At 67.6% G+C, this 22,928-nt stretch carries 24 protein-coding genes; 13 read left to right on the plus strand and 11 right to left on the minus strand.

Annotation, left to right across the window (positions count from 1 at the left end):
* Positions 1 to 3: 3 nt before the first annotated feature.
* The 3 genes from U5798_RS04045 to U5798_RS04055 all read right to left on the minus strand — a co-directional run bounded on the left by U5798_RS04045 (position 4) and on the right by U5798_RS04055 (position 4,029).
* The gene (locus U5798_RS04045) at positions 4 to 774 is read right to left on the minus strand and encodes an N-acetylmuramoyl-L-alanine amidase family protein (protein WP_124449583.1); all 771 of its coding nucleotides are present in this window, start codon (positions 772 to 774) and stop codon (positions 4 to 6) included.
* Between the two features lie 121 nt (positions 775 to 895).
* Entirely contained in the window at positions 896 to 2,515 is a 1,620-nt protein-coding gene (locus tag U5798_RS04050; RefSeq protein WP_322081277.1) for an FAD-dependent oxidoreductase, read from the minus strand.
* On the minus strand, positions 2,515 to 4,029 hold the full coding sequence (locus U5798_RS04055; protein ID WP_322081278.1) for a polyamine aminopropyltransferase: 1,515 nt from the start codon (positions 4,027 to 4,029) through the stop codon (positions 2,515 to 2,517). Before U5798_RS04055 ends, U5798_RS04050 begins: the two co-directional genes overlap by 1 nt.
* Positions 4,030 to 4,150: 121 nt before the next feature.
* Between U5798_RS04055 and U5798_RS04060 the strand changes: the two genes are divergently transcribed.
* Genes U5798_RS04060 through speD form a run of 5 tightly spaced genes read left to right on the plus strand, consistent with a single transcriptional unit; the run spans position 4,151 to position 7,643 of the window.
* The gene (locus U5798_RS04060) at positions 4,151 to 4,537 is read left to right on the plus strand and encodes a DUF350 domain-containing protein (protein ID WP_059239663.1); all 387 of its coding nucleotides are present in this window, start codon (positions 4,151 to 4,153) and stop codon (positions 4,535 to 4,537) included.
* A 27-nt stretch (positions 4,538 to 4,564) separates the two neighbouring features.
* Entirely contained in the window at positions 4,565 to 5,605 is a 1,041-nt protein-coding gene (locus U5798_RS04065; protein WP_322081279.1) for an SPFH domain-containing protein, read from the plus strand.
* Between the two features lie 9 nt (positions 5,606 to 5,614).
* The gene (locus tag U5798_RS04070) at positions 5,615 to 7,117 is read left to right on the plus strand and encodes a DUF4178 domain-containing protein (protein WP_322081280.1); all 1,503 of its coding nucleotides are present in this window, start codon (positions 5,615 to 5,617) and stop codon (positions 7,115 to 7,117) included.
* A complete protein-coding gene (locus tag U5798_RS04075; RefSeq protein ID WP_185658142.1) occupies positions 7,114 to 7,263 on the plus strand; it encodes a hypothetical protein in 150 nt (49 codons plus the stop codon). Before U5798_RS04070 ends, U5798_RS04075 begins: the two co-directional genes overlap by 4 nt.
* Positions 7,260 to 7,643, plus strand: a complete 384-nt coding sequence (speD, locus tag U5798_RS04080; protein ID WP_322081281.1) for an adenosylmethionine decarboxylase — start codon at positions 7,260 to 7,262, stop codon at positions 7,641 to 7,643. Before U5798_RS04075 ends, speD begins: the two co-directional genes overlap by 4 nt.
* Before the next feature lie 78 nt (positions 7,644 to 7,721).
* On the opposite strand, the gene U5798_RS04085 is transcribed toward speD, so the two are convergent.
* The 3 genes from U5798_RS04085 to U5798_RS04095 all read right to left on the minus strand — a co-directional run bounded on the left by U5798_RS04085 (position 7,722) and on the right by U5798_RS04095 (position 10,108).
* Positions 7,722 to 8,510 carry a lysozyme inhibitor LprI family protein gene (locus U5798_RS04085; protein ID WP_322081282.1) on the minus strand — a complete coding sequence of 263 codons (789 nt, stop codon included), beginning with the start codon at positions 8,508 to 8,510 and terminating at the stop codon, positions 7,722 to 7,724.
* A gap of 110 nt (positions 8,511 to 8,620) precedes the next feature.
* Positions 8,621 to 9,508 (minus strand): DUF4261 domain-containing protein, encoded by an 888-nt coding sequence (locus tag U5798_RS04090; RefSeq protein ID WP_322081283.1) that lies wholly within the window; start codon positions 9,506 to 9,508, stop codon positions 8,621 to 8,623.
* Between the two features lie 147 nt (positions 9,509 to 9,655).
* On the minus strand, positions 9,656 to 10,108 hold the full coding sequence (locus U5798_RS04095) for an SRPBCC family protein (RefSeq protein WP_322081284.1): 453 nt from the start codon (positions 10,106 to 10,108) through the stop codon (positions 9,656 to 9,658).
* Between the two features lie 189 nt (positions 10,109 to 10,297).
* Here U5798_RS04095 and U5798_RS04100 point away from each other — a divergent pair, with 189 nt between their 5' ends.
* Together U5798_RS04100 and U5798_RS04105 are read left to right on the plus strand one after the other, a co-directional pair.
* Positions 10,298 to 11,338 carry a bifunctional nicotinamide-nucleotide adenylyltransferase/Nudix hydroxylase gene (locus U5798_RS04100; RefSeq protein WP_124449599.1) on the plus strand — a complete coding sequence of 347 codons (1,041 nt, stop codon included), beginning with the start codon at positions 10,298 to 10,300 and terminating at the stop codon, positions 11,336 to 11,338.
* A gap of 73 nt (positions 11,339 to 11,411) precedes the next feature.
* Positions 11,412 to 12,845 carry a nicotinate phosphoribosyltransferase gene (locus U5798_RS04105; RefSeq protein WP_322081285.1) on the plus strand — a complete coding sequence of 478 codons (1,434 nt, stop codon included), beginning with the start codon at positions 11,412 to 11,414 and terminating at the stop codon, positions 12,843 to 12,845.
* A gap of 68 nt (positions 12,846 to 12,913) precedes the next feature.
* Here U5798_RS04105 and U5798_RS04110 read toward each other — a convergent pair whose 3' ends face one another.
* Positions 12,914 to 14,374, minus strand: coding sequence for a PLP-dependent aminotransferase family protein (locus U5798_RS04110; protein WP_322081286.1), 1,461 nt, complete (start codon positions 14,372 to 14,374; stop codon positions 12,914 to 12,916).
* Between the two features lie 123 nt (positions 14,375 to 14,497).
* Between U5798_RS04110 and U5798_RS04115 the strand changes: the two genes are divergently transcribed.
* Complete coding sequence (locus U5798_RS04115) at positions 14,498 to 15,385, plus strand: DMT family transporter (protein WP_322081287.1); 888 nt, start codon at positions 14,498 to 14,500, stop codon at positions 15,383 to 15,385.
* Positions 15,386 to 15,411: 26 nt separating this feature from the next.
* Here U5798_RS04115 and lysA read toward each other — a convergent pair whose 3' ends face one another.
* Positions 15,412 to 16,650 (minus strand): diaminopimelate decarboxylase, encoded by a 1,239-nt coding sequence (gene lysA, locus U5798_RS04120; RefSeq protein ID WP_322081288.1) that lies wholly within the window; start codon positions 16,648 to 16,650, stop codon positions 15,412 to 15,414.
* A 109-nt stretch (positions 16,651 to 16,759) separates the two neighbouring features.
* Here lysA and U5798_RS04125 point away from each other — a divergent pair, with 109 nt between their 5' ends.
* Positions 16,760 to 17,674, plus strand: a complete 915-nt coding sequence (locus U5798_RS04125) for a LysR family transcriptional regulator (RefSeq protein WP_322081289.1) — start codon at positions 16,760 to 16,762, stop codon at positions 17,672 to 17,674.
* 56 nt (positions 17,675 to 17,730) lie between these two features.
* Positions 17,731 to 18,330, plus strand: coding sequence for a GNAT family protein (locus U5798_RS04130; RefSeq protein ID WP_322081290.1), 600 nt, complete (start codon positions 17,731 to 17,733; stop codon positions 18,328 to 18,330).
* A gap of 93 nt (positions 18,331 to 18,423) precedes the next feature.
* Here the strand turns inward: U5798_RS04130 and U5798_RS04135 are convergent, their stop codons facing one another.
* Positions 18,424 to 18,999, minus strand: coding sequence for a DUF4142 domain-containing protein (locus U5798_RS04135; RefSeq protein WP_124449613.1), 576 nt, complete (start codon positions 18,997 to 18,999; stop codon positions 18,424 to 18,426).
* 399 nt (positions 19,000 to 19,398) lie between these two features.
* Positions 19,399 to 20,022 carry an HAD hydrolase-like protein gene (locus tag U5798_RS04140; RefSeq protein WP_124449615.1) on the minus strand — a complete coding sequence of 208 codons (624 nt, stop codon included), beginning with the start codon at positions 20,020 to 20,022 and terminating at the stop codon, positions 19,399 to 19,401.
* On the opposite strand from U5798_RS04140, the gene U5798_RS04145 reads away from it, so the two are divergent.
* The 3 genes from U5798_RS04145 to U5798_RS04155 all read left to right on the plus strand — a co-directional run bounded on the left by U5798_RS04145 (position 20,021) and on the right by U5798_RS04155 (position 21,599).
* Positions 20,021 to 20,695: a DUF4087 domain-containing protein gene (locus U5798_RS04145; RefSeq protein ID WP_322081291.1), complete on the plus strand. Its 675-nt coding sequence runs from the start codon at positions 20,021 to 20,023 to the stop codon at positions 20,693 to 20,695. The genes U5798_RS04140 and U5798_RS04145 overlap by 2 nt on opposite strands.
* A 184-nt stretch (positions 20,696 to 20,879) precedes the next feature.
* Positions 20,880 to 21,323 carry a GNAT family N-acetyltransferase gene (locus tag U5798_RS04150; RefSeq protein WP_322081292.1) on the plus strand — a complete coding sequence of 148 codons (444 nt, stop codon included), beginning with the start codon at positions 20,880 to 20,882 and terminating at the stop codon, positions 21,321 to 21,323.
* A 57-nt stretch (positions 21,324 to 21,380) separates the two neighbouring features.
* Entirely contained in the window at positions 21,381 to 21,599 is a 219-nt protein-coding gene (locus tag U5798_RS04155; protein WP_006480837.1) for a DUF1653 domain-containing protein, read from the plus strand.
* A 57-nt stretch (positions 21,600 to 21,656) separates the two neighbouring features.
* On the opposite strand, the gene U5798_RS04160 is transcribed toward U5798_RS04155, so the two are convergent.
* Positions 21,657 to 22,868 carry a winged helix-turn-helix domain-containing protein gene (locus U5798_RS04160; RefSeq protein WP_124449621.1) on the minus strand — a complete coding sequence of 404 codons (1,212 nt, stop codon included), beginning with the start codon at positions 22,866 to 22,868 and terminating at the stop codon, positions 21,657 to 21,659.
* Positions 22,869 to 22,928 lie beyond the last annotated feature (60 nt).

Consider the following 22,928-nt stretch of genomic DNA (forward strand, 5'->3'; position numbering starts at 1 on the left):
CATTCATTGCGGCGTCGTGCATGCGTCGATCCCGCCCGCTATCGCGGTGGACAGGCGCTGGATCGTCTCGCGCCGCGCGAGTCGTGCTTCTTCGTCCGGATTGACGATCACGCCGGCTTCGACGAGCACGGCCGGAATCGGCGCGGTGCGCAGCACGACGAGATCGTCGAAGCGGTGGATGCCGAGTTGCGGGTCGATCAGCGGGCGGTTCTCGCCGCGGATCGGCTGCGCGTGATACAGCGACGGCCGTTCGCCAGCCGCGACCAGCCGCTCGGCGATGGCCTTCGCGCAGCGCAGGCTTTCCGCATAGTGCGGATTGCGCTCCGACACGAACACCGAAAAGCCGCGGAATTCGCGTTGCCGGCCCGCGTCGATGAACTGCTGCTGCATCGAGTCGTGATGGATCGACACGAACAGGTTTGCGTCGGGCGCCTGCGTCGAGCGTTGATCGAGCTTGATCTCGCGGCCGTCGGCCGACGTGCGCAGCACGCGGTCGCCGTGCGAGGCGAGCTTTTCGGCGACCGCGCCGGACAGGTCGAGGTTGTACAGGTATTCGACGCGGCCGCTCGCACCGGTGGAACCGGGGTGCGCCGGCGTATGGCCGGTGTCGACGACGATGTAACGGCCGGCGGCCGGCTCAATGCCGGAGGCGGCGGTGCTGGCCGTGTCGGCCGCATGCAGCGCCGGCGGCGCGCCGAGCAGCGGGGCGCATGCGAGCACGCGCGCGGCGGCGCGCACGAGCGGGTGAAGGCGTCGAAGGGTACGGTTCGTCATTGTTGTTGTCGCGGAGGGCATGCGGCGCGTCGCACGGTGCGGCGCCGTCGGCCTGCTCGATGCAGTCGGAATGTCGCGCGATTATAGCGGGTGGCGGCGCCGCAATGACGAACGTCGGCCGTCAGGCGAGCACGCGCCGGGCCGCGAGCGTGCCCCAGTACGACGCTTCCTCGAACAGCGACAGCCCGGACAGGTCGGCGTGCGCGAACACGACGGGGCCGTCGGCATCACGTAGCGCGAGCAGGCCGGGCCGGCTCAGGAAGCCGACGTCGGGCGTCGCCATCGCGTGGCCGCGCACGGTGATCTCGAGTGCCGTCGCGTGTTTCCACAGTTCGCGCCCGTAGACGGCCTGCAGGTCGATCGCCGCCTGCTCGCGCAACGCGTCGGGCTGCGCCTGCGCGAGCCAGCGGCGCGTATCGTCAGGCGTCTGAGTACTCAACGCCTGATACGCGGAGAAGACCGAGCGCGTCGGTGGCGACATCCGGATCAACTGGTGTGTGGACACCACATAGCCGAGCGCCGCGCCGTCGTAGACGACGTTGTCCCATGCGAGCGGCACGCCTGCTGCTTCGGCCGGCATCCCTTCGAGCAGGAAATTGGACACGAGCCACGGCGCGCGCGGCGGCAGGTCGCGCGCAGGTTCGAAGCCATACGCGGCAAGCTGCGGAAACACGCGCGCCGCGACGAACAGCGGCATCGCGCTCACGACTCGACGCGCCTTCAGCGTGAACGTCGACAGCGTGCCGTCGTCGCCGATGCGTGCGCACAGCACGTCGACGCCGCCTGCGCGTTCGGTCGCGCGCACCGCGAAGCCGTCCCGCGACCACGCGTTCGAGCCGGTGCGCGCGGTGATCGAATCGCCCAGCTTCGTCACCATCGTGTGCAGCCCGTCGGGCCAGGTCAGCACCGCGCCGTCGCTCGCATCGCCTGCATGGCCGCCGCGCGAAGAGAAATAGTGCAGGCCGGCCCAGGCGGAGACGTGCTCGTAGCCCGCGCCGTAGTCGTCGCGGCAGCAGTAGTTCAGGTACCAGTGCAGCGCCTTCGCGGTGTAGCCCTCGTCGAGCAGCCACTGGCGGAACGAGCGCCGGTCGAGCGCGCGCCATTGCGGGTCGCGCGACGATTCGGCGATCGGGATGCAGAACACCTTGCGGCCGTCGGTGCCGCGCGCGGCGCGCAGTCCGTCCGTGTACGCGAAGAACTTCGCCTGCTGCGCGAGCTCGTCGGCGCCGAGGCCGGCGGTCGGCACGATGCCGTCCTGCCACTGGCCGGCGATGAAGAGCCGTTCGTCGGGCGCGTGCACGAGCGCGCGCTCGTCGTACACGGGGCGCATGGAGAACGGCGCGGATTCGATCACGCCGAGATCGGCGAGCATGTCGCGCAGATGCGCGGATTCGAGCGAAGGCAGCGGCAGGTAGTGCGCGCCTTTCGGATAGCCGAGCTCGCCGAAGCGCCCGCCGGCCGCATTGCCGCCGAATTCGGGGCCCGCGAGCACGGTGAAGCGCTTGTGGCCTGCGCGCGCGAGCTGCCAGGCGCACGACAGTCCGGCCGCGCCGGCGCCGAGGATCGCGACATCCGTCTCGATCGTGCCCGACGGCGGCGGCAGCCTGGCATGGTCGCGCAGCGCGTGGCCTTCGCGCATGCCGGGGTAGCCGACGCGCGGCGTCGTCTCGATCCAGCCGGTGCGGCCGCATGCGGCGAGCGACGCGGCCGCGGACGCGACGAGGAACGTGCGGCGGTCCATCAGCGCAGCACGTGTTTCCAGTCGTCGTCGAAGCGGCGCACGAGCGGCTGGTCGTTGAGTTCGTTCGGCGACATCGGCAGCGCCGGCATGTCGGCCGGGAAGTGGAACATCTCGGCGGCCGTCTGCGCATCGAGCCAGCGCGTCGGCACCGAGTAGTGCGTCGGCACCGTGAAGTCGCGGCGCTTGCCGGCGATCACGAAGCCCCAGTCGCCGAACGACGGCACGTAGCAGTGATACGGCCAGGTGTTGAGCCCGGCTTCGTGCAGCGTCGCGATGATGGTCCAGTACGCGTGCGGCGCGAAGTACGGCGACGTCGACTGGATCACCACATAACCGTTCTCCGACAGGTGGCGCGCGAGCAGCCGGAACACCGGCACCGAATACAGCCGGCCGAGCCCGAAGTTGGTCGGATCGGGGAAGTCGACGACGATCGCGTCGTACACGTCGGCATTCGATTCGAGCCAGCGTACGGCGTCATCGTTGATCACGTGCACGCGCGGGTCCTTCAGCGACCCCTGGTTCAGCTTGACGAGCGGCACGGACGTCGAGAACAGCTTCGTCATCGCGGGATCGAGGTCCACGAGCGTGATCTGTTCGAGATTGCGGTGCTTGAGCAGTTCGCGCACCGCCAGGCCGTCGCCGCCGCCGAGCACGAGCACGCGCTTCGCCCACGGCAGCGCCCCGATCGCCGGATGGATCAGCGCCTCGTGATAGCGATGCTCGTCGCGCGACGAGAACTGCAGGTTGCCGTTCAGGTACAGCCGCATGTCGTCGTGCCACTGCGTGAGCACGATGCGCTGGTACGGCGTCGTTTCCGAATAGATCGTCTCGTCGCCATACACGCCGTGCTCGGCCCAGTGCGTGATGCGGTCCGCCAGCGCGAACCCGGCGACCAGCAGCCCGATCACGAGCGCCGCGCGCATCAGCTTGCCGCGTACGTTGCGGATCTCGTCGCGGAACAGGTGCGTCGTCCACAGTGCGACGAACGCGTTCAGGAGACCGAACAGGAAGCTCGTGCGCAGCAGGCCGAGACGCGGCGCGAGCACGAGCGGGAAGATCAGCGACACGGCGAGCGAGCCGAGATAGTCGAAGGTCAGCACTTCGCTGACGGTGTGGCGGAAGGCCTGGCGCCGTTGCTGGAACGCGCGCATCACGAGCGGGATCTCCATCCCGATCAGCAGGCCGAGCGCGAGCACGAGCGCGTAGAGCGCCGCGCGGAACGGCGCCGCGAGCCATGCGAACACCGCGAACAGCAGCGCGGCCGACACGCCGCCGAGCAGGCCGACGAGCAGCTCGATGTCGACGAAGCGGTCGAGCACGTCGTCGTCCTCGACGAACTTCGCGAGCCACGAGCCGATCCCCATCGCGAACAGGTAGGTGCCGATCACCGACGAGAACTGCAGGATCGAATCGCCGAGCAGGTAGCTCGACAGCGCGCTGCTGATCAGTTCGTAGCCGAGCCCGCACGACGCGAGCACGAGAATCGACAGGACGAGCGCACGCCTATGCAGCATGGCGCATCCGTTGTGCAGTGTTCGGCAATGTGGATATACTGGCGCGGATTTTTGTCAGCTGGGCCCGTGCGGGCCGGCCGGCGACGGGGCGGCGAACCGAGCACAAAATCCGAGGAAAAGAATGAATAGTGCCTATCTTTATGCGGTTCATTTACTGTCGGCGTTCGTGCTGCTTCTTGTGTTCGCGGCAGTGTACCTGAAGGTCACCCCGTTCGACGAACTGGCGCTGATCCGCGACGGCAACGCGGCCGCGACGCTGTCGTTCGGCGGCGCGCTGATCGGTTTCTGCCTGACGCTCGCGTCCAGCATCGCGCACAACTCGACGCTCGGCGAAGTCGTGATCTGGGCCGTCGGCGCGATGATCGTGCAACTGATCACCTATGCGGCGCTGACGCGCCTGATGCCCGGCATGAATCATGCAATCGAGGATCGCAACGTCGCGATGGGCGGCCTGATGGGCACCGCGTCGCTCGTCGTCGGCATCATCAATGCCGCCTGCCTGACCTGACGCGCCACGCGTTTCGAGGAGACCGACATGAGTCTGGGTTCATTCATCCGCAAGCAGTTCATCGACGTCCTGCAATGGACGGAAGACACCGACGGCGTGCTGGCCTGGCGCTATCCGATGGAAGACCAGGAGATCCAGTACGGCGGCAAGCTGACCGTGCGCGAAACCCAGGTCGCGATCTTCGTCAACGAAGGCAAGGTGGCCGACGTGTTCCAGCCGGGGCTGTACACGCTGGAAACGAATACGCTGCCGGTACTCACGTACCTGAAGAACTGGGATAAATTCTTTCAATCACCTTTCAAGTCGGACGTCTACTTCTTCAGCACGCGGCTGCAGCTCGGCCGGCGCTGGGGCACCGCGCAGCCGGTGACGATCCGCGATCGTGAATTCGGCTTCGTGCAGGTGCGCGCGTTCGGCATCTACTCGTACCGGATCGTCGATGCGGCCGCGTTCCACCGCGAGGTCAGCGGCACGCGCGCGGCGTACACGGTCGACGATCTCGAGCAGCAGTTGCGCAACCTGGTCGTCACCGCGATGAGCACGACGTTCGGCTCGGCCGACGTACCGTTCGTCGACATGGCCGCGAACCAGTCGCTGCTGTCGCAGCGCGTCGCCGAGGCGCTGGTGCCGGTATTCACGCGCTACGGGCTCGCGCTCGACGCGTTCGCGGTTGAAAGCGTGTCGCTGCCGGCCGAGTTGCAGAAGGCGCTCGACCTGCGGATCGGCGCGGGGATGGCCGGCGATCTCGCACGCGCCACGCAATACCAGACTGCGCAGGCGATTCCGCTCGCCGCGCAGAACCCGGGCGGCATCGCCGGGGTCGGCGCGGGGCTCGCAGCCGGTGCGGCGATCGGGCAGGCGATGGCCGGCCAGATCGCGGGCGCCGCGCAACCGGCGCCGCCCGCACCGCCCGCGCCCGCCGCGGCGCCCGTCGCTGCCGCGCCGGCCGAGGGCACCGATTACGTGCAGCGGCTCGAACAGCTGAAGGCGCTGTTCGACAAGGGGCTCGTGACCGAAGACGAATATTCGCGCGCGAAGGCCGAGATCCTCGCGAAGCTCACCCGGTAAACGTCGCGCATGTTCAGCACCTCGTGCCCCCAGTGCGGCGCGCCGGTCGAGTTTCGCTCGGCGGCGGCCGTGATGGCCGTCTGCGCGTTCTGCCGCAGCACGCTGCTCAAGCGCGGCGCCGACGTCGAACGGATCGGCGAGCTGGCCACGGTGCTCGACGATGCGTCGCCGATCCAGATCGGCACGGCTGGCCGCTACGGCAAGCGCGCGTTCACGGTGCTCGGGCGCATCCAGATGACCTACGACGCCGGCGCGTGGAGCGAGTGGTACGTCGTGTTCGACGACGGCGCGTTCGGCTGGCTGTCGGATGCGTCGGGCCAGTACGCGGTCACGGTGCGCGAGCCCGACGATGCGTCCGGCGGCGCATGGCCCGCGTTCGGCACGCTCGAGCCGGGCATGCGGATCGACCACGGCGGCCGCGCGTATCTCGTGTCCGACGTGCGTACCGCGCGGTGCACGGGCGGCGACGGCGAGTTGCCGTTCCGCGTCGATACGGGTTGGGAGGCGCGTGTCGTCGACCTGCGGACCGGCAACGCATTCGCGACCTACGATTATTCCGACGCCGACTCGAACGGCGGCAGCCCGGCCGTCTACACAGGTGAGGCACTGGAGTTCGACGCGCTCGCGTTCACCGGGCTGCGCGACACCGAACACGACACGCGCGAGAAGCGCGGCTCGGAGATGGTGCCGTTCGCGTGCCCGAGCTGCGGCGCGCCGCTGTCGTATCTGCCGAACGTGGCCGACTACGTCGTATGCGGAAGCTGCCACGCGGGCGTGCAGTGCACGGCCGAGCAGCAGACCGTGTTCGCGGCGCAGCGCAAGCTCGACGCGGTGAAGGGTGCGCTGGAACTCGGTGCGATCGGCACGTTCGACGGCGTGAAGTACACGGTGATCGGGATGATGCGCTGCCGCGTGCCGGGCGACGACGAGACCTGGGACGAATACCTGCTGCTGAACCCGAAGCGCGGCTTCCTGTGGCTGGTGCAGAGCGAGGGGCGCTGGGAGCGCGTGAAGGTGCTCGACCAATGGCCGACGATCGGCAGCGATTCCGACGTGACCGACGGTGGCAAGACCTACCGGCTGCGCGAGGAATATGACTCGGAGGTCGTCTACGTGGTCGGTGCGTTCAACTGGCGCGTGCAGGTGGGCGATCGCACGTCGATCGTCGATTACGGCTGGCAGAAGGACAAGCTGACGCGCGAGCGCAGCGATGCGGAAATCGTCTGGTCGCGCGCCCGGCCGCTGTCGGGCAGCGCGCTTGCCGAACGTTTCAGCGCGCCGGCGCTTGCTGCTGCTTCGGGGGCGGCAGCGTCGACGGGCCTGTTCGGGGGGAAAAGTCCGCACAGTTTCGCGCCGCTGCCGTGGGTGTTCAGCGCGTTGCTCGTGATCTTCAACATGGGAACGCTGTTCTCGTTCAGCGGCCGCACCGTCTACGTGCTGGTCGGCCTGCTGGTGCTGTGGCTGCCGGAATGGCTGTGGAAGGGCTTTGCGTCGGACGGGGGCAAGTCGTGATCCGGTACATCCTCTACGGCCTCTACGGCCTGTTCGTCGTCACGCTGTTCAGCTGCGCGTCGATCGGCGGCAGCGGTTCGGGCGGCAGCGGCTGGGGCAGTTCGTCGGCCCGCAGCGGCTACTCGTCGTACGGGTCGCACAAATGACCGCACGCGATGGGATCGAGCCGCCACGCGCGACGCTCGGCTCGCACGTGCTGGCCGATCTGGCCGGCATCGATGCGGCGCTGTTGCGCGACGCCGCGCGGCTGGAAGCGATCCTCACCGGCGCCGCGCGACAGGCCGGCGCGCGCGTGATCGGCGCGCACTTCCATCACTTCGGCGGCGAGCACGGCGTAACGGGTGTCGTGCTGCTCGCCGAGTCGCACATCACGATCCACACGTGGCCCGAGCATTGCTTCGCGGCCGTCGACGCATTCATGTGCGGCGCGGCGCGCGCGGCCGAAGCGGTCGATGCGATTGCCGCCGCGCTCGGCACGCACGCGCAGGTTCGGCAGCAGGTGGCGCGTGGCGGCGTGTCGGCTTGAACACGCATTTCGCACCTTGTTCGCCATCACGGAAGCGATGTTGCGCCGCGAATCGGGCGCGGATACGTTCGTGACGCGCTAGCGTTCGAACCGGAACGTCGACACGCTGTGCAGCGTCGCATCGTCGGTGCCGACGATGCCTTGCGTGCCCGCGACGGCCGAGCGCTTGCCGTTGCTCAGCACGGCCCAGTAGCATTCGCCGCCGGCAGCATGGAAGCCGGTTTCCGGATCGCTGATACCGCACGTGATCGTCGCGCGCATGCCGCGCCAGCCGGGGCCCGAGAAGCGCTCGACTTCCTGCGGAATGCCGGGGCCGTACGACGTCACCCACTTGCCGTCGTCGTCCTTCACGAAGCCCGCTTCTTTCTCCGCGACCGGTTCCAGCGCGCCGTCGACGATCTCGAACGAGATGAAGCTGCTGCTGTAGGTCATGTTCCGGCCGACGATCGCGACGCAATGGTCGCTGCCGCCTTCCGGGCACGGCTTTTTCACCTGCCGGTTCGCGAGGTATTCGAACGAAATGCCGAGCGCGGGATCGCGGTAGGTTTTCCAGCCCGCGTGTTTCACCTGCTTCAGCGCAGCCGTGCGGTCGCGGTACGCGGTGGCGATGCACGCGGCGTCGGCGCACGCATCGCGCTGCGCGAGCCATGCACGTTGCGACCGGACGACGGCCTGCTGGTCGGCCGCGATGCCGATCGCATCGTAGTACGCGTTCGACAGGGTGGTGTCTGCCGAGACGAGCGCCTTGTCGCCGCAGATCAGGCGATCGGTGCGTGTCTTCGCACGCGAGCAGTCGATGCTGTCTGCATGGGCCGACAACGAAAGGCCGATCGCGGCCAGCGTGAGAGCGACGCGAATGCCGAACACGGACATCTCCTCATCGGGTGGACGACTGTCACGCAGCCGTCATTTGGCGTGGCGGCGCGCGGTTCGTTTCGAGAACGTTCGCCCCCGCGCGCCGCGCATCGACGTGCGTTTCAGCGATTGATTTCGTCGGCCGAGATCAGTTCGGCCACCAGCACCTGCGCAGGACCCCGCAGGTAATACTCGTGTTCGAGCGGTTCGCGCAGCTTCATGTACGTTTCCGAGCCGATCTGCATCGTCTCGCCCGCGTGCATCCGTGCGCCGCTGTCCAGCAGGTAGTGCATCACGTTGTTGAAGATGCCCGAATAGCGTTCGCCTTCGTGATGGCCAGCCGCGAGCGCGGCGAAATCGGGGAGGCCGAACACGTCGGCGCCATAGGTGCGCATCCACACGCCTTCGACGCCTTCGACCTCGTATTTCACGAAGCCGCAGAAGAACAGGTTCAGCGGGATGTCGCGCAGCACCTCGAGGCTTTCTTCGCCGAGTTCCTTCGCGTTGAAGACGCCGGCGGGCAACGACGTGTGCGCATGCTCGTTCGGCACCGCGACGCCGTTCTGCTCGGCCAGCGCGCCGGCGACCGCCGCCAGCGCGACATACTGGTCGAGCGGATTCGCTTCGTGCCCGGCGTAGTAGAGGATCACGTGGCTGCGGCTCGCGCGTACCTGCTGCTTCAGGTCCTGCCCGTAGTGGGCGGGTGCGACGCACGTCTCCAGCGCGTCGGACGGATAGGGCGCATCGAATCCGACCAGCCGGACGACATGGTCGCCCCAGCCGGCGAGCCCGAATACCTGCTCCAGCGTCGGCTCGGTTTCGACGCGCGCCTGTTTCATGCTCGGGTGATAGGCACGCAGCGCGGCCGTCAGCGCGGCAATGTCGACCTGCAGCGGGCCGTCGAAGACGACCGCCACGCTCAATGGATTCTCGACGTCGGGGGCCGCGACCAGCGCGACGGGGTTTTCGGGCGCTTCCTTGCGGCCAAAGAATCGGGATATCAGGCTCATCGGATTGTGTTTGTGTCGATGCCGTTACAGGGAGCGCGCCCTGTTCTCTCGGGCAGGGCATGCCGTCGGGATGACGGTGGCCCGTAGTTTCCCCGGGTTCGGCGAATCTGGCAAATGTCCGATGGCGCGGCCGGCGGCGCGCACCGGTCAGTGCGGCAGCGCTTCGGCCTCGGCCCAGCGCTTGAACGAATCGAGACGCCGGCGCGTCTGGACGAGATAGAACGCGCCGATCAGCGGTTCGAGCAGCCAGCGCAGCCAGGACGGCTGGGCGCGGAAGTTGTACGTGAACTTCACCTCGGTCGACCCGGGCGTGTGTTCGGTGAAATTCCAGCTGCCGCTGAAGCGTTCGAGCACCTTGGGCCCTTCGACCATTTCGACGGCGGCGACCTGCGGCGGCCGGTACGAGATGTAGCGCGACACCATCGTCGCGCCCGACTGGCTGCGGCAGAACGCGTCGACGCCGACGTCGGGCGTCGTTCCGTCGAGCAGATAGGCGTCGGTGAGGAAACTGTCCCACACGAGCCGCCGCGCGTAATCCTGCGACCACGTGAAGAGGCGCCTGCGATCGACGCCGACGGTCCGGCTGACTGAGATCCTCATGATGGCGGGCAAGGGCGCGGATTAGGATGAAATCGAGTGTAACCCGCCAAAAACGCGCGTTTCGTCAGACTTCGTCAAGTCGAGCGTGTGCTCGAACGGGCGCGATTGACGCACCTCGGGATTTCACCTAGGATTCGATACAACCCTTCGGGACAGACCCGGAGCGTTTCAATCTCTTGAGGGAGCCTCATGAGTACGCAACAGAACCGGCGCTTCGACGCGCTCGTTTTCATTGGTCGTTTCCAGCCTCCGCATCGTGGTCACCTGAACGTGCTGAAGTCGGCACTGAGCCGGGCCGAGCGCGTGTGCGTGCTGATCGGATCGACCGACAAGCCCCGCACCATCAAGGATCCGTTCTCGTTCGACGAGCGCCGCCAGATGCTGGCTTCGCTGCTCGACGCGTCCGAGCGCGACCGCGTGACGATCGCGCCGCTGCAGGATTCGACGTACAACGACGGCGACTGGGTGCGCTGGGTGCAGGACGCCGTCGCATCCACGCTCGGCGACATCGCACAGCGCAAGGTCGGGCTGATCGGCCACGAGAAGGACGCCACGTCGTATTACCTGCGGATGTTCCCGCAATGGGAGCTCGTCGACGTCGACGCGACGGAAGACATTTCCGCCACCGAGATCCGCGACCAGTATTTCGCCGAACGCACCAACAGTTTCGTGCAGTGGGCCGTACCGGAACCCGTGTTCGGCTGGCTCGAGCGTTTTCGCACGCAGCCGGAATTCGCGCAGCTGAAGTCGGAGGCCGAATTCATTGCCGCGTATCGCAAGGCGTGGGCGGCCGCACCGTATCCCGTCACGTTCGTGACGGTCGACGCGGTGGTCGTGCACTCGGGCCACATCCTGCTCGTGCGTCGCCGCAGCGAGCCGGGCCGCGGCCTGTGGGCACTGCCGGGCGGGTTCGTGAACCAGGACGAGCGGCTCGATGCGGCCTGCATCCGCGAACTGCGCGAGGAAACCGGCCTCAAGCTGCCGGAGCCCGTGCTGCGCGGCTCGATCAAGGATCGCCAGGTGTTCGATCACCCGACGCGTTCGCTGCGCGGCCGCACGATCACGCACGCGTGCCTGTTCAACTTCCCGACCGGCGAGCTGCCGCGCGTGAAGGGCAGCGACGACGCCGACAAGGCGCGCTGGGTGCCGCTCAACGAATTCGCGCAGATGCGCAACGTGATGTTCGAGGATCACTTCGACATCGCGTATCACTTCCTGGGGAAGCTGTGATCCGCTGATTCCCCGCATTCCGTCCGCCGCGACAGACGCGGCGGCACTTCAACGGCCTAGAGGAGCTCTAGCCATGCAAAACGATCTCGGCGGCCTTGCCGCGGTTCTCGCCAATCCGATCCTCAATACGGATTCCTACAAGGCTTCGCACTTCCTGCAATATCCGCCCGACGCGTCGGCGATGTTCTCGTATGTCGAATCGCGCGGCGGCCGCTACGACCGCACGGTGTTCTTCGGCCTGCAGATGTTGCTGAAGGAATATCTGTGCAAGCCGGTCACGCACGCGATGATCGACGACGCACGCGATTTCTTCGCGGTGCACGGCGTGCCGTTCAACGAAGCGGGATGGCGCTACATCGTCGAACGCTACGACGGCTACCTGCCGGTGAAGATCCGCGCGGTGCCCGAGGGTTCGGTCGTGCCGGTGCACAACGTGCTGATGACTGTCGAATGCGACGATCCGCAGGTGTTCTGGCTCGCGTCGTATCTCGAGACGATGCTGCTGCGCATCTGGTATCCGGTGACGGTCGCGACCCGCAGCTGGCATCTGCGGCAGACGATCCGCCGCTTCCTCGAAAAGACCGACGACGATCTCGCGCAACTGCCGTTCAAGCTGCACGACTTCGGCGCGCGCGGCGTGTCGAGCGCGGAGTCGGCCGCGATCGGCGGCGCCGCGCACCTCGTGAACTTCATGGGCTCGGACACGGTGCTCGGCGTGCTGGCCGCGAACCGTTTCTATCGCGAGCCGATGGCCGCGTACTCGGTGCCGGCGGCCGAGCACAGCACGATCACGTCGTGGGGCCGCGAAGGCGAGGCCGATGCGTACCGGAACATGATCAATCGATTCGGCTTGCCGGGTGCGATCGTATCGGTCGTATCGGACTCCTACGATCTGTTCGCCGCACTCGATCTGTGGGGCGGCGAGCTTCGGCAGGCCGTGCTCGAATCGGGTGCGACGCTCGTCGTGCGTCCCGATTCGGGCGACCCCGTGACGATCGTGCTGCAGACCGTGCGTGCGCTCGATGCATCGTTCGGTTCGACCGTCAATGGAAAAGGGCGGCGGGTGCTGAACCGTGTGCGCGTGATCCAGGGCGACGGTGTCGACGAGGCGTCGATCGAAGCGATTCTCTCCGCGCTCGACGAGGCGGGCTACGCGGCCGGCAACCTCGTGTTCGGCATGGGCGGTGCGCTGTTGCAGCGGGTCAACCGCGATACGCAGCGTTTCGCGATGAAGTGCTCGGCGATCCGGCGCGGCGGCGCGTGGCACGACGTCCGCAAGGATCCGGTCACCGATCAGGGCAAGCGTTCGAAGAAGGGGCGGCTCACGTTGCTGCGCAATCGCCGCACCGGCGAATATCGGACTGTGACGCTGCCCGTTGCGTGGGACGACCGTGCACTGGAAGGCGAATGGGACGACGCGCTCGAGACCGTGTTCGATACCGGGCGCTTGCTCGTCGATACGTCGTTTGCCGAGGTGCGGGCGAGGGCGCACGCGGGGGAGGTGTGAGGCTGGTGGGGGAGGTGTGAGGCGGGTGGGGGAGGTATGAAACCTCCCCCGATGCCAGCTTCGGGCATTTACCTTCCGCCTGCCCCCAGCGGCACGCCGCTGCGATCACCCGCCCGCACCGCATCCATCGCCCGCGCGAGCGCATCGAACACCGCGGGCCCCTTGCAGCGCGAAACGTTGAAGCGCATGTACGACGTCGCGCCATGCGACGGACTGAACACATTGCCGGGCGCCAGCACGACGTCATGATCCAGCGCATGTCGCGCGACGCGCGCGGCATCGAGCCCGTCGGGCAATTCCGCCCACACGAACAGGCCGCCGCGCGGCTCCGTCCAGATGCCGAGCCCGGCGCGCGTCAGGCGCCGGATCGTTTCGCCCATCGCGTCCGCAAGACGTGCGTGCAGGCTGTCGAGATGGCGCCGGTACGTGCCGTCGATCAACAGCCGGTGCACGACGTTCGCGCCGATCTGCGCGTTGCCGAACGACGTCGCGAGCTTCAGGTCGACGAGCGCGTCGATCCATTCCGGGCGCGCGGCGACGAAGCCGCAGCGGATCGCGGCCGACAGTGTCTTCGAGAAGCTGCCGATCGACACGACGCGCGACAGCCCGTCGAAGGCCGCGAGGCGCGGCGCGGGAGCGTTCTCGAAATCCGCGAAGATGTCGTCCTCGACGATCAGCAGCCCGTGCTCGGCCGCAAGCGTCAGCAGCCGGTGCGCGACGGGCGGCGCAAGCGTCGCGCCGGTCGGGTTGTGCAGCGCCGCGTTGGTGATGTACAGGCGCGGCCGGTGCTCGGCGAGCACCTGCTCGAAGCGCACGAGATCGGGACCGTTCGGCGTGTACGGAACGCTGACGATCCGTGCACGGTGGGCGCGCAGCAACGCCTGGAAGTTGAAGTAGCACGGATCGTCGAGCACGACCGTGTCGCCGGGCTCCAGCAGCAGGCGGCACACGAGATCGAGCGCATGCGTGCCGCCGTCGGTCAGCATGATCTGCGCGGGTTCCGCATGGACGCCGTGCTGCGCGAGCCGCCAGGCGAGCTGCTGGCGCAACGCGGGCAGGCCGAGCGGCGTCGCGTAGTCGGTCAGCGCGTCGGCGTCGTCGCGCGACACGGCGCGCAGCGCGCGGCGCAGGCTCTCGTCCGGCAACCACGACGACGGCAGCCAGCCGCAACCGGGCTTCACCGACGTCGGCGCTGCTTCGAGCGCCTGGCGCGACAGCCACAGCGGATCGAGCTCGCGATCGAGGCGCGGGCCGAGATCGGCGAGCGCGAGCGGCGGCGCGTGGCCCGACACGTAAAAGCCCGAGCCGCGCCGTGCGACCAGCACGCCTTCGCTCGCCAGCCGTTCGTACGCGTCGACGACCGTCGATTTCGATACGCCCAGGCTGTCGGCCATCATCCGGATCGACGGCACGCGCGCGCCAGGCATCAGCGCGCGGCTCGCAATGCGCGCGCGCAAGGTGTCCATCACGGTTTCGACGCGCGTGCGCGACGCTGCAGGCGGGACGGGAGGCGGGGCGGTTCGGCGCATGGTGAGTGAACTGTACGGCCGGTTGTCCAGTACAGTTTGCCTGAATTGTATCGGGCTGTAGCTTACGCGCTTTTCGCGGGCGGCGGATCATCGGTCATCCACTTTCCCCGTTCAGGATTTCCCGTGCAAAAGACGACCGATGGATGGCTCAGCGGCCTGCTGGGCGTGATCATCTTCAGTGGCTCGCTGCCGGCGACGCGTGTCGCGGTGCAGGGGCTCGACCCGTTGTTCCTGACCTTTGCACGCGCGACGATCGCAGGTGCGCTCGGCCTGCTGTTGCTCGTCGTGCTGAAGCAGCGGCGGCCGACGCGGGTCGAGGCTGTGTCGCTGGCCATCGTCGCGCTTGGCGTCGTGGTCGGCTTTCCGCTGCTGACGGCGCTGGCGCTCAAGCACGTGACGTCCGCGCACGCGATCGTGTTCGTCGGGCTGCTGCCGCTGGCAACCGCACTGTTCGGCGTATGGCGCGGCGGCGAGCGGCCGCGGCTGCCGTTCTGGATCTTCTCGATCGTCGGCAGCGGGGCGGTGGCTGCATTTGCGCTGCGCAACGGCGGGCAGGCGTCGGTCGTCGGCGATGCGCTGATGCTGGCCGCGATCGTCGCGTGCGGACTCGGCTACGCGGAAGGCGCGCGCCTGTCGCGCCAGCTCGGCGGCTGGCAGGTGATCTCGTGGGCGCTCGTGCTGTCGCTGCCGCTGATGATGCCGCTCGCGTGGCTCACTTGGCCCGCGTCGTTCGACGCCGTCGATGCCGCTGCATTGTGGGGGCTCGCGTACGTGTCGCTGTTCAGCATGCTGATCGGCTTCGTGTTCTGGTATCGCGGGCTCGCGCTCGGCGGGATCGCGGGCGTCGGCCAGCTGCAGTTGCTGCAGCCGTTCTTCGGCTTCCTGCTGGCGGCAGGCCTGCTGCACGAGACGGTGCCGCCGTCGATGGTCGCCGTGACGCTCGTCGTGGTCGGCTGCGTGGCGGGCGCGAAGTATTTCTCGAAGATGGCGCCGGTGCAGCGCGCGGGGTGACGCGCGCCGCGTTCCTCGACGTGGCTTTACTCGAACGTTTCGAGCGCGAGCAGTTCCTCGATCGTCTGCCGGCGGCGGATCAGCCGCGGCGTGCCGCGATCGACGAGCACTTCCGGCGCGAGCGGCCGGCTGTTGTAGTTCGACGACATCGACGCGCCGTACGCGCCCGCATCGTGCAGGAACAGCAGGTCGCCAATCTGCGGCTGCGGCAGTTTGCGGTGCGTGACCACGCCGCCCGCGTCCTGCGTGAACACGTCGCCCGATTCGCACAGCGGCCCCGCGATCGCGAGATCGACGGCCGGCCGGCCGGCCGGCAGCGTGCCGTCGTGCCCGTGCACGGACACCGCGTGGTAGCTGCCGTACATCGACGGCCGCATCAGGTCGTTGAAGCCCGCGTCGATCAGCACGAAATCATGCTTCGGCCGGCGATTGACCGCCTGCACTTCGGTAACGAGCGTGCCGGCTTCCGCCACGAGGAAGCGGCCCGGTTCGATCTCGATGCGTACCGGGTGGCCGAGGTGCCGCTCGATCCGCTTGCGTGCGGCGTCCCATTGGCTGAAGTAGTGGCCGACGTCGACGCGCGGCTCGCCGTCGCGATACGGGATCGACAGGCCGCCGCCGGCGGAGATCGCGTCGATGTCATGGCCGAGCGACGTGACGAGATCGACCATCGCATCGCACACCTGCGACAGGTGGCCGTAGTCGACGCCCGAGCCGATATGCATGTGGATGCCGACGAGCTTCAGCCCATGCTGGCGCACGATCTCGATCGCACGCGGCACGTCGTCGATCCAGATGCCGTGCTTGCTCTGCGGGCCGCCGGTGTTGGTCTTGTTGCTGTGGCCGTGGCCGAAGCCGGGGTTCACGCGCAGCCACACGCGGTGGCCCGGCGCGTGCTCGCCGATGCGCGCGAGCATGTCGAGCGAACCGGCGTTGACCGTCACGCCATGCTTCAGCACGGCCGCGAGCGTCGGGCGGTCGATCAGGTCGGCCGTGAACACGACGCCTTCCGGCTCGCCTGCCGAACTGAACCCCGCAGCGAGGCTGCGCTCGATCTCGCCGAGCGACACGGCGTCGACGCATGCGCCTTCTTCGCGCATCAGCTTCAGGATATGGACGTTCGAGTTGGCCTTCTGCGCATAGCGGATGACGTCGAACTGGCGCAGTTGGGCGATGCGGTCGCGGATGACGTCGGCGTCGTACACCCACAGCGGGGTGCCGTATTGCTGGGCGAGCGTCGCGAGCTGGCGGGAATCGAGGGACATGGCGGATGAATCGGATCGAATGAACGGATAGCGTCGATGATGCATCGGATCGGCTATACAGTAAAATGCCGGTTTGTCGTGATTCGATACATTTCTGATATAGGCGACCATGCTTACGCACCGTCATATCGAGGTTTTCCGCGCGCTGATGGTGACCGGCAGCACGACGCGCGCGGCCGAGATGCTGTACACGTCGCAGCCGACGATCAGCCGCGAGCTCGCGCGGATGGAGCAGGTCGTCGGCTTCGCGCTGTTCGAGCGCACGCACGGCCGGCTGCGGCCGACGATGGCCGCGCTCACGCTGTTCGACGACGTGCGGCTCGCCTATGTGGGGCTCGAACGCGTCGCCGCAACGGCCGCGCGCCTGCGCGAATTTCGCGACGGCCAGCTGTCGGTGATCGCGCTGCCGGCGTTTTCGCATGCGATCCTGCCCGGCGCGTGCCGCCGCTTTCACGAGGCTCACGCGGGCGCCAGCGTGTCGGTCGCGACGCAGGAATCGCCGGTGCTCGAGGAATGGCTCACCGCGCAGCGTTATGACCTCGGCCTGACCGAGCGCGACGTCGCGCCGGCCGGCACGGTGCTCACGCCGCTGCTCGAGGTCGACGAAGTGTGCGTGCTGCCCGCCGGCCATCCGCTGCTCGCCCAGGACGCGATCGATCTGCTCGATCTCGCCGATCGTCCGTTCGTGAGCCTGTCGCTGAACGATCCGTACCGCATCCTGATCGACGAGGCGTTCGCGCAACTCGGCGTCGCGCCGCGCTCGGTGATCGACACGCCGTCGGCCGTGTCGGTGTGTGCGTTCGTGCGGCAGGGGCTCGGTGCCGCGATCGTCAATCCGCTGACCGCGCTCGATTTCGTCGGGCGCGACCTGCACGTGCGTCCGCTCACGCGGTCGTTTCCGTACCGCGTCAGCGTGGTCGTGCCCGAGCACCGGCCGAAGAGCCTGCTCGTCGATGCGTTCGCCGACGCGCTGCGCGGCGAGGCGAAGGCGATCCGCCGCCGGCTGGCCGCGCACCTCGGCTAGCGGCGCCGTATCATGGGCGTTTCGCCGCCAACGTCTTCACTTTCCGGAATCCCGTCATGACCGACGCTTCATCTTCCGTCGAACCACCGACCCTCTACGGCGAACGCGTCGTCCTGCGGCCGCTCGACGCGTCCGACCGGCAGGCGCTGCTGGATGCCGCCGCCGACGGCGAGTTGTGGAACCTGAAGGTCACGGTCGTGCCGGGCGCGGAGACGGTCGATGCCTATATCGAGACCGCATTGCAGGGGCGCGCGGTCGGCACCGTGATGCCGTTCGCGATCGTCGATCGCGCATCGGGCCGCGTGATCGGCAGCACGCGCTTCTGGAAGATCGACCGCAAGAATCGCAAGCTCGAGATCGGCCATACGTGGCTGAGCGAGTCGGCGCAGCGCACGCGTGCGAATACCGAAGCGAAATGGCTGCTGCTCGCGTACGCGTTCGACACGCTGCAATGCGTGCGGGTGCAGTTCACCACCGACGAGCTGAACGAGAAATCGCGCGCGGCGATCCTGCGGCTCGGTGCGAAGCAGGAAGGGATCGTGCGTCACGAGCGGATCATGCCGGACGGCCGCAAGCGCAACTCGGTGCGTTTCAGCATCATCGACGACGAATGGCCGGAGGTGAGTGCGCGGCTGGCGGCGAAGCTTGCGACGTAAGGTGTGACGTGCGTCGCGCCGACGGCAGGGGAGGCGGCAGCGCGACGAAGGGGGAAGCGGTGCGCCGCGCGCGAGGCGCGGCGCTGCATCGCGTTACTGCGCCGATGCGAGGTGGTGGCGCTGTGCGAGTTTCTGCGCGTCTGCGTAGTGCGCTTGCAGGATCGGCAGCGACTGGCGTGCGACTTCCTTCAGCTTCGTGTCGCGGCCCGATGCGATTTCGGCCTGGAATGCCGAGATCGTCTTCTGCTGGCCGGCAAGTGCGACCTGTTCGATATACGCCTTGTCGAACTCGGCGCCGCGCAGGGTCTTGATGCTGTTCAGCACGGCCGTGTCGGGATCGTTGGCCGGCACGTCGACACCGCGCGGGCTCGCCGCACGCATCGCCTGGATGATCTTTTCGTCGTCGGTCGACACGCGTTGCGCGAAGGCCTTGACCTGGCTGTCCGACGTGCGCGAATCGGCGATGCGTGCCGCGTCGTGCTGCGTCGATACAGTCTTCGTGCCGTCCGTGATGAACGCCTGGTCGGCTTCGTGGATGCGCGTCGCGGCGGCGGCCGGCGCAGCAGGCGCGGGTGCCGGTTGGGCGGTTTGCGCGGTCGCCGTCACGGCGACGAGAAGCAGGCCAGCGGCAGACAATGCAAGGCGCGAGATGTGGGGAAAGCGGTTCATGGGACCTCCTTTCGATCGGGGCTCTGGTTTAAAAAACGGATGACGTGATCCGTAGCTGTGCGAGAGACCGGGCGCGCCCGGGCCGGATTCGACCGCCGCTCTGCCGCGGCGCCGGTCGAAGTGTTTCCCGGCCCGACTGATTCTAGGAGAGCGGTCGGGTAGCAGGTGCAACCGTGCTGTGGTTTGTGTAACGGTTGGTAAGACGAAACGAGGCGTACGTGCGCGAACAGGTATTGCGTACCTGATGCGCGTGCGGTGGCGGCAATTTTTGCGCGCACGTGGCGCATGCAACGCATGAGATGCATGCGCGTGTCATCTGCCGTTCATCGTCTTGCTGTCGTGTCGTGTCATGCACGCCGAGCGATGTGTCGGCGCGCGCATGCGATGTGCGAGAAGGCGTCACACGCGATCGAGCAATGCATCGAGGCGCGTCAGCAACGGCGTCGCGCAATGTGCCTGCAATGCGTCGGGTGCGGTGTAGCCCCACGCTACGCCCTGGAATGCAATGTGTGCGCGTCGCGCCGCGTCGGCATCGCGGATTTCATCGCCGACGTATAGCACTTCGCCCGCACGTACACCGGCCTCGCGAACGAGCGCGCGCAGGCGACGCGCCTTGCCGAACAGCGGAATGCCGCACGCGAAGGTGTCGACGTGAGCACTGGCGCGCGGGCCGAGCCGGTCGCGCACGATGTCCTCGGTGTTGGACGTGGCGATCGCGATGCGGATGCCGCGTGCGGCGAGCGCATCGAACGTCGCGTCGACGCCGGGGAACAGTCTCACCTGCGCGACGCGCGGCTGCATCAGGCGGCGCATGTCGATCGTCACGCGCGGCACTTTCCACATCGGCACGTCGAGCGCGCGAATGATGTCGCGTGCCGACATTCCGCGCAGCGCGGGGCGCAGTTCGGGCGTGGCGTCGCGAAAGCCGTGCAGGCGCGACGCTTCCGACAGCGCCGCGAGAAAGCTGTCGAGCGAATCGGCGAGCGTGCCGTCGAAGTCGAATGCGATGAGGCGGAAGGTCATGAAGCGACGTGACAGGGTTATTGGACAGGCGACATTGTCACCGAATCGAGCGCCGGTGCCTGCACTGTCGCTTGCGCCTGAGCCTGCGGCGATGCGAGAGCGTCGCGCAACGGCTTCGCGTCTTCCGGATGCTCGGCTTCGACCGGAAGCCGCCCGCGAAGCGCGCGACCGGCTGCACCGATTCGGGTGCCTTGCGTCGGCTGGCGCGCGCCGCAGGAAGGAAAGCCCGGTATGCTGTCCGGCGTCCGCGCTGGCGGCTTACCGATGCTTCTTCCTGGCTGAATTCGATCAAATGAAAATCGCTCGTGCCCGTTGTGCGATGTGGGTTCTCGGCGCGGCCCTCGCGTTGACTACTGCTGCGGAAGCGGCTGCCGCGCCGGTAAAACGTTGCGGATGGCTCGAGAATCCGACGCCGGCCAACTGGTGGCTGGTCGACAAGGACGGCAGCTGGACGTTGTCGACCATGGGCAACGAGCCGGTACCGGGCCTCGACGAGATGCCCGACATGTCGACGCAAGGCTGGGTCGTCACCAACGCGGGAGAGCACGGCTACGGCTGCGCATGCCTCGACCTGGAAATCGATCCGCACTCGCGTGAGGTGACGAGGATCGTCGCTGCGAAGCCGCTTCCGCTGAAGCGTTGCAAGGCCGACAAGACGTTGCCGGCGCCGTGACGAAGGTAGATGGAGGTCGCGCTACTCGTACAGGTGCAATGGTGCCCGGCGTAGTCGCCCATCACCATCCGGCAAGACGCCGCACCTGTGTTCAGCTGCAGCGGATTGGCGGTGTCCCTTGTCCGCCGCCCCGCAGCGCGGTATCGTCGATGCTCCGCCTTCCGACCCCGACCGGAGAACCGCCGTGCCCGCAGCCGCACCCGCCACGCTGAGATTTTCCACCGACAAGCGCGAACTCGACATCGACGCGATCTACGACTTTCTGCATCGCGACGCGTACTGGTCGCAGGGCATTCCGCGCGATGTGGTCGAGAAGGCGATCGAGGGCTCGCTGTGCTTCGGCGCGTATGTCGGCGACCGGCTCGTCGGGTTCGCGCGGCTCGTCACCGATCACGCGACGTTCGCGTACCTGTGCGACGTGTTCGTGTTGCCGGCCGAACGCGGCAACGGCTACGGCCGCGCGCTGATCGACTATGTGTTCGCGCAGCAGATGGTGCAGCGGCTGCGCCGCATCATGCTCGTGACGACCGATGCGCACGAGCTGTACCGCCCGGTCGGCTTCGGGCCGTCCGCGAACCCCGAACGGTTGATGGAGATCCGCCGCCCGGACATCTACGCGAAACGCTGACGCGCGGCGCAGCGCATACAATACGCGCTTTCCGTTTTTGCCGAAGAGAAGCCCATCATGACCGAACAGGAAGCCGAACAACTCGCGACGCACCGTCACTACAAGGGCGGGCTGTACCGCTACATCGGCGTTGCGCGCCATTCCGAAACCGAGGAATCGGTGGTCGTGTACGAGCACCTGTGGCCGCACGCGCGCGGGCTGTGGGTGCGCCCGGAAGCGATGTTCAACGGAAACCTCGAGGACGGAACGCCGCGTTTTCGCAAGCTGCGCGACTGATCCGCAACCGGCGGCGCGTGTGCCGCCGAGACGGCCGGGTGCGTGAGCGTGACGCCGTCACGCGCCGGCCAGCGCCTTCAGCAGTTCGGGCGGCGCATGCCCGACCGTCACCTCGGGCGTACCGTGCCATGCCGCGAGTTTCTTCACGGCCTTCGCAACGTCGGCCGCGAGCCCCGTGCCGAAGCGCACACCCGGCTCGACATGCACCGCCTTCAGCTCGAACGTACCCAGCGTGCGATGCGCTTTCGCATCGACGCGGCCGACCAGCCGGCCGCGATGCAGCACGGGCAGGCAGAAATAGCCGTAGCGCCGCTTGTGCTGTGGCGTATAGCACTCGATCGTGTAGTCGAAGCCGAACAGCGTCGATGCGCGGCGCCGGTCCCAGACGACCGGATCGAACGGCGACAGCAGCGTCGTGACCGTCGAGCGCAACGTGTCGGCCTCGGCGGCCGGCAGCCAGGCCTCGAGCGAGCGATGCACGTACGCGGGTTCCTTCCAGTCGTCGATCTGCACCGGAATCAGGTCGCCGGCTTCCGCGAGTCGCTCCAGTTCCTCGCGGTACGAGCGTCGCGGCAGCCGGTAGTAGTCGGCGACCCAGTCCGCACGCACGACGCCGAGTGCGCGGCACGTGTAGTCGAGCAGTGCCGGCAGCACCGCATCGCGCGGCGGCAGGTCGCGTGAGTCGTCCCAGTCGGGCAGCACGCGTTCGCGCACGTCGTACACGCGCTGGAAATTGCGGCGTTCCGACACCATCAGGTCGCCGGTCGTGAACAGCACCTCCAGGTGCCGTTTCTCCGGCTTGCGATCCCACCATCCGTTGCCCTTTGCGCCATCCTCGCGCGTGAAATCGGCCGACCGCACCGGGCCCTCGTCGCGAATCCGCGCGAGCAGCCGTTCGATGTCCGGACGATTCTGCTCGTGCCATTCGGCCGCGTATTTCCAGCCCATCCCCGACGGATCGAGCATCTTGTAGCGCATCAGCCCGAACTGCTCGACCGGCAGGAAACACGCTTCGTGCGACCAGTACTCGAACAGGCGTGCCTCGGCGAGATGTTCGTCGAGCCACTGCGGCGCGAAATCGCCGAGGCGACTGAACAGCACGAGATACGGGCTGCGCGCGACGACGTGGATGGTATCGATCTGCAACTGCGCCATCCGGCGGATCGAGTCGAGCACGTCGGCCTTGGTCGCCTTGCGGCGGGGCGGCGTCAGCAGGCCCTGCGCGGCGAGATGCAGCGCGCGGGCGGCGGCGGGCGAGAGCGTAAGCATGGGAAGGGCGGTCGAAGGTGGCGATCGGGGACCACTTTAGCGCGAAAGCGGCGCACGTGT

It is taken from the genome of Burkholderia sp. BCC1972, assembly GCF_905339605.1.
In the GTDB taxonomy this organism is placed as follows: Bacteria; Pseudomonadota; Gammaproteobacteria; order Burkholderiales; family Burkholderiaceae; genus Burkholderia.

What these genes read in the sequence shown, in the direction of transcription:
- U5798_RS04045 (WP_124449583.1), bottom strand. Translation starts at nt 774, where the DNA reads ATGACGAACCGTACCCTTCGACGCCTTCACCCGCTCGTGCGCGCCGCC.
- U5798_RS04050 (WP_322081277.1), bottom strand. Translation starts at nt 2,515, where the DNA reads ATGGACCGCCGCACGTTCCTCGTCGCGTCCGCGGCCGCGTCGCTCGCC.
- U5798_RS04055 (WP_322081278.1), bottom strand. Translation starts at nt 4,029, where the DNA reads ATGCTGCATAGGCGTGCGCTCGTCCTGTCGATTCTCGTGCTCGCGTCG.
- U5798_RS04060 (WP_059239663.1), top strand. Translation starts at nt 4,151, where the DNA reads ATGAATAGTGCCTATCTTTATGCGGTTCATTTACTGTCGGCGTTCGTG.
- U5798_RS04065 (WP_322081279.1), top strand. Translation starts at nt 4,565, where the DNA reads ATGAGTCTGGGTTCATTCATCCGCAAGCAGTTCATCGACGTCCTGCAA.
- U5798_RS04070 (WP_322081280.1), top strand. Translation starts at nt 5,615, where the DNA reads ATGTTCAGCACCTCGTGCCCCCAGTGCGGCGCGCCGGTCGAGTTTCGC.
- speD (WP_322081281.1), top strand. Translation starts at nt 7,260, where the DNA reads ATGACCGCACGCGATGGGATCGAGCCGCCACGCGCGACGCTCGGCTCG.
- U5798_RS04090 (WP_322081283.1), bottom strand. Translation starts at nt 9,508, where the DNA reads ATGAGCCTGATATCCCGATTCTTTGGCCGCAAGGAAGCGCCCGAAAAC.
- U5798_RS04095 (WP_322081284.1), bottom strand. Translation starts at nt 10,108, where the DNA reads ATGAGGATCTCAGTCAGCCGGACCGTCGGCGTCGATCGCAGGCGCCTC.
- U5798_RS04100 (WP_124449599.1), top strand. Translation starts at nt 10,298, where the DNA reads ATGAGTACGCAACAGAACCGGCGCTTCGACGCGCTCGTTTTCATTGGT.
- U5798_RS04105 (WP_322081285.1), top strand. Translation starts at nt 11,412, where the DNA reads ATGCAAAACGATCTCGGCGGCCTTGCCGCGGTTCTCGCCAATCCGATC.
- U5798_RS04110 (WP_322081286.1), bottom strand. Translation starts at nt 14,374, where the DNA reads ATGCGCCGAACCGCCCCGCCTCCCGTCCCGCCTGCAGCGTCGCGCACG.
- lysA (WP_322081288.1), bottom strand. Translation starts at nt 16,650, where the DNA reads ATGTCCCTCGATTCCCGCCAGCTCGCGACGCTCGCCCAGCAATACGGC.
- U5798_RS04125 (WP_322081289.1), top strand. Translation starts at nt 16,760, where the DNA reads ATGCTTACGCACCGTCATATCGAGGTTTTCCGCGCGCTGATGGTGACC.
- U5798_RS04130 (WP_322081290.1), top strand. Translation starts at nt 17,731, where the DNA reads ATGACCGACGCTTCATCTTCCGTCGAACCACCGACCCTCTACGGCGAA.
- U5798_RS04135 (WP_124449613.1), bottom strand. Translation starts at nt 18,999, where the DNA reads ATGAACCGCTTTCCCCACATCTCGCGCCTTGCATTGTCTGCCGCTGGC.
- U5798_RS04145 (WP_322081291.1), top strand. Translation starts at nt 20,021, where the DNA reads ATGAAGCGACGTGACAGGGTTATTGGACAGGCGACATTGTCACCGAAT.
- U5798_RS04140 (WP_124449615.1), bottom strand. Translation starts at nt 20,022, where the DNA reads ATGACCTTCCGCCTCATCGCATTCGACTTCGACGGCACGCTCGCCGAT.
- U5798_RS04155 (WP_006480837.1), top strand. Translation starts at nt 21,381, where the DNA reads ATGACCGAACAGGAAGCCGAACAACTCGCGACGCACCGTCACTACAAG.
- U5798_RS04160 (WP_124449621.1), bottom strand. Translation starts at nt 22,868, where the DNA reads ATGCTTACGCTCTCGCCCGCCGCCGCCCGCGCGCTGCATCTCGCCGCG.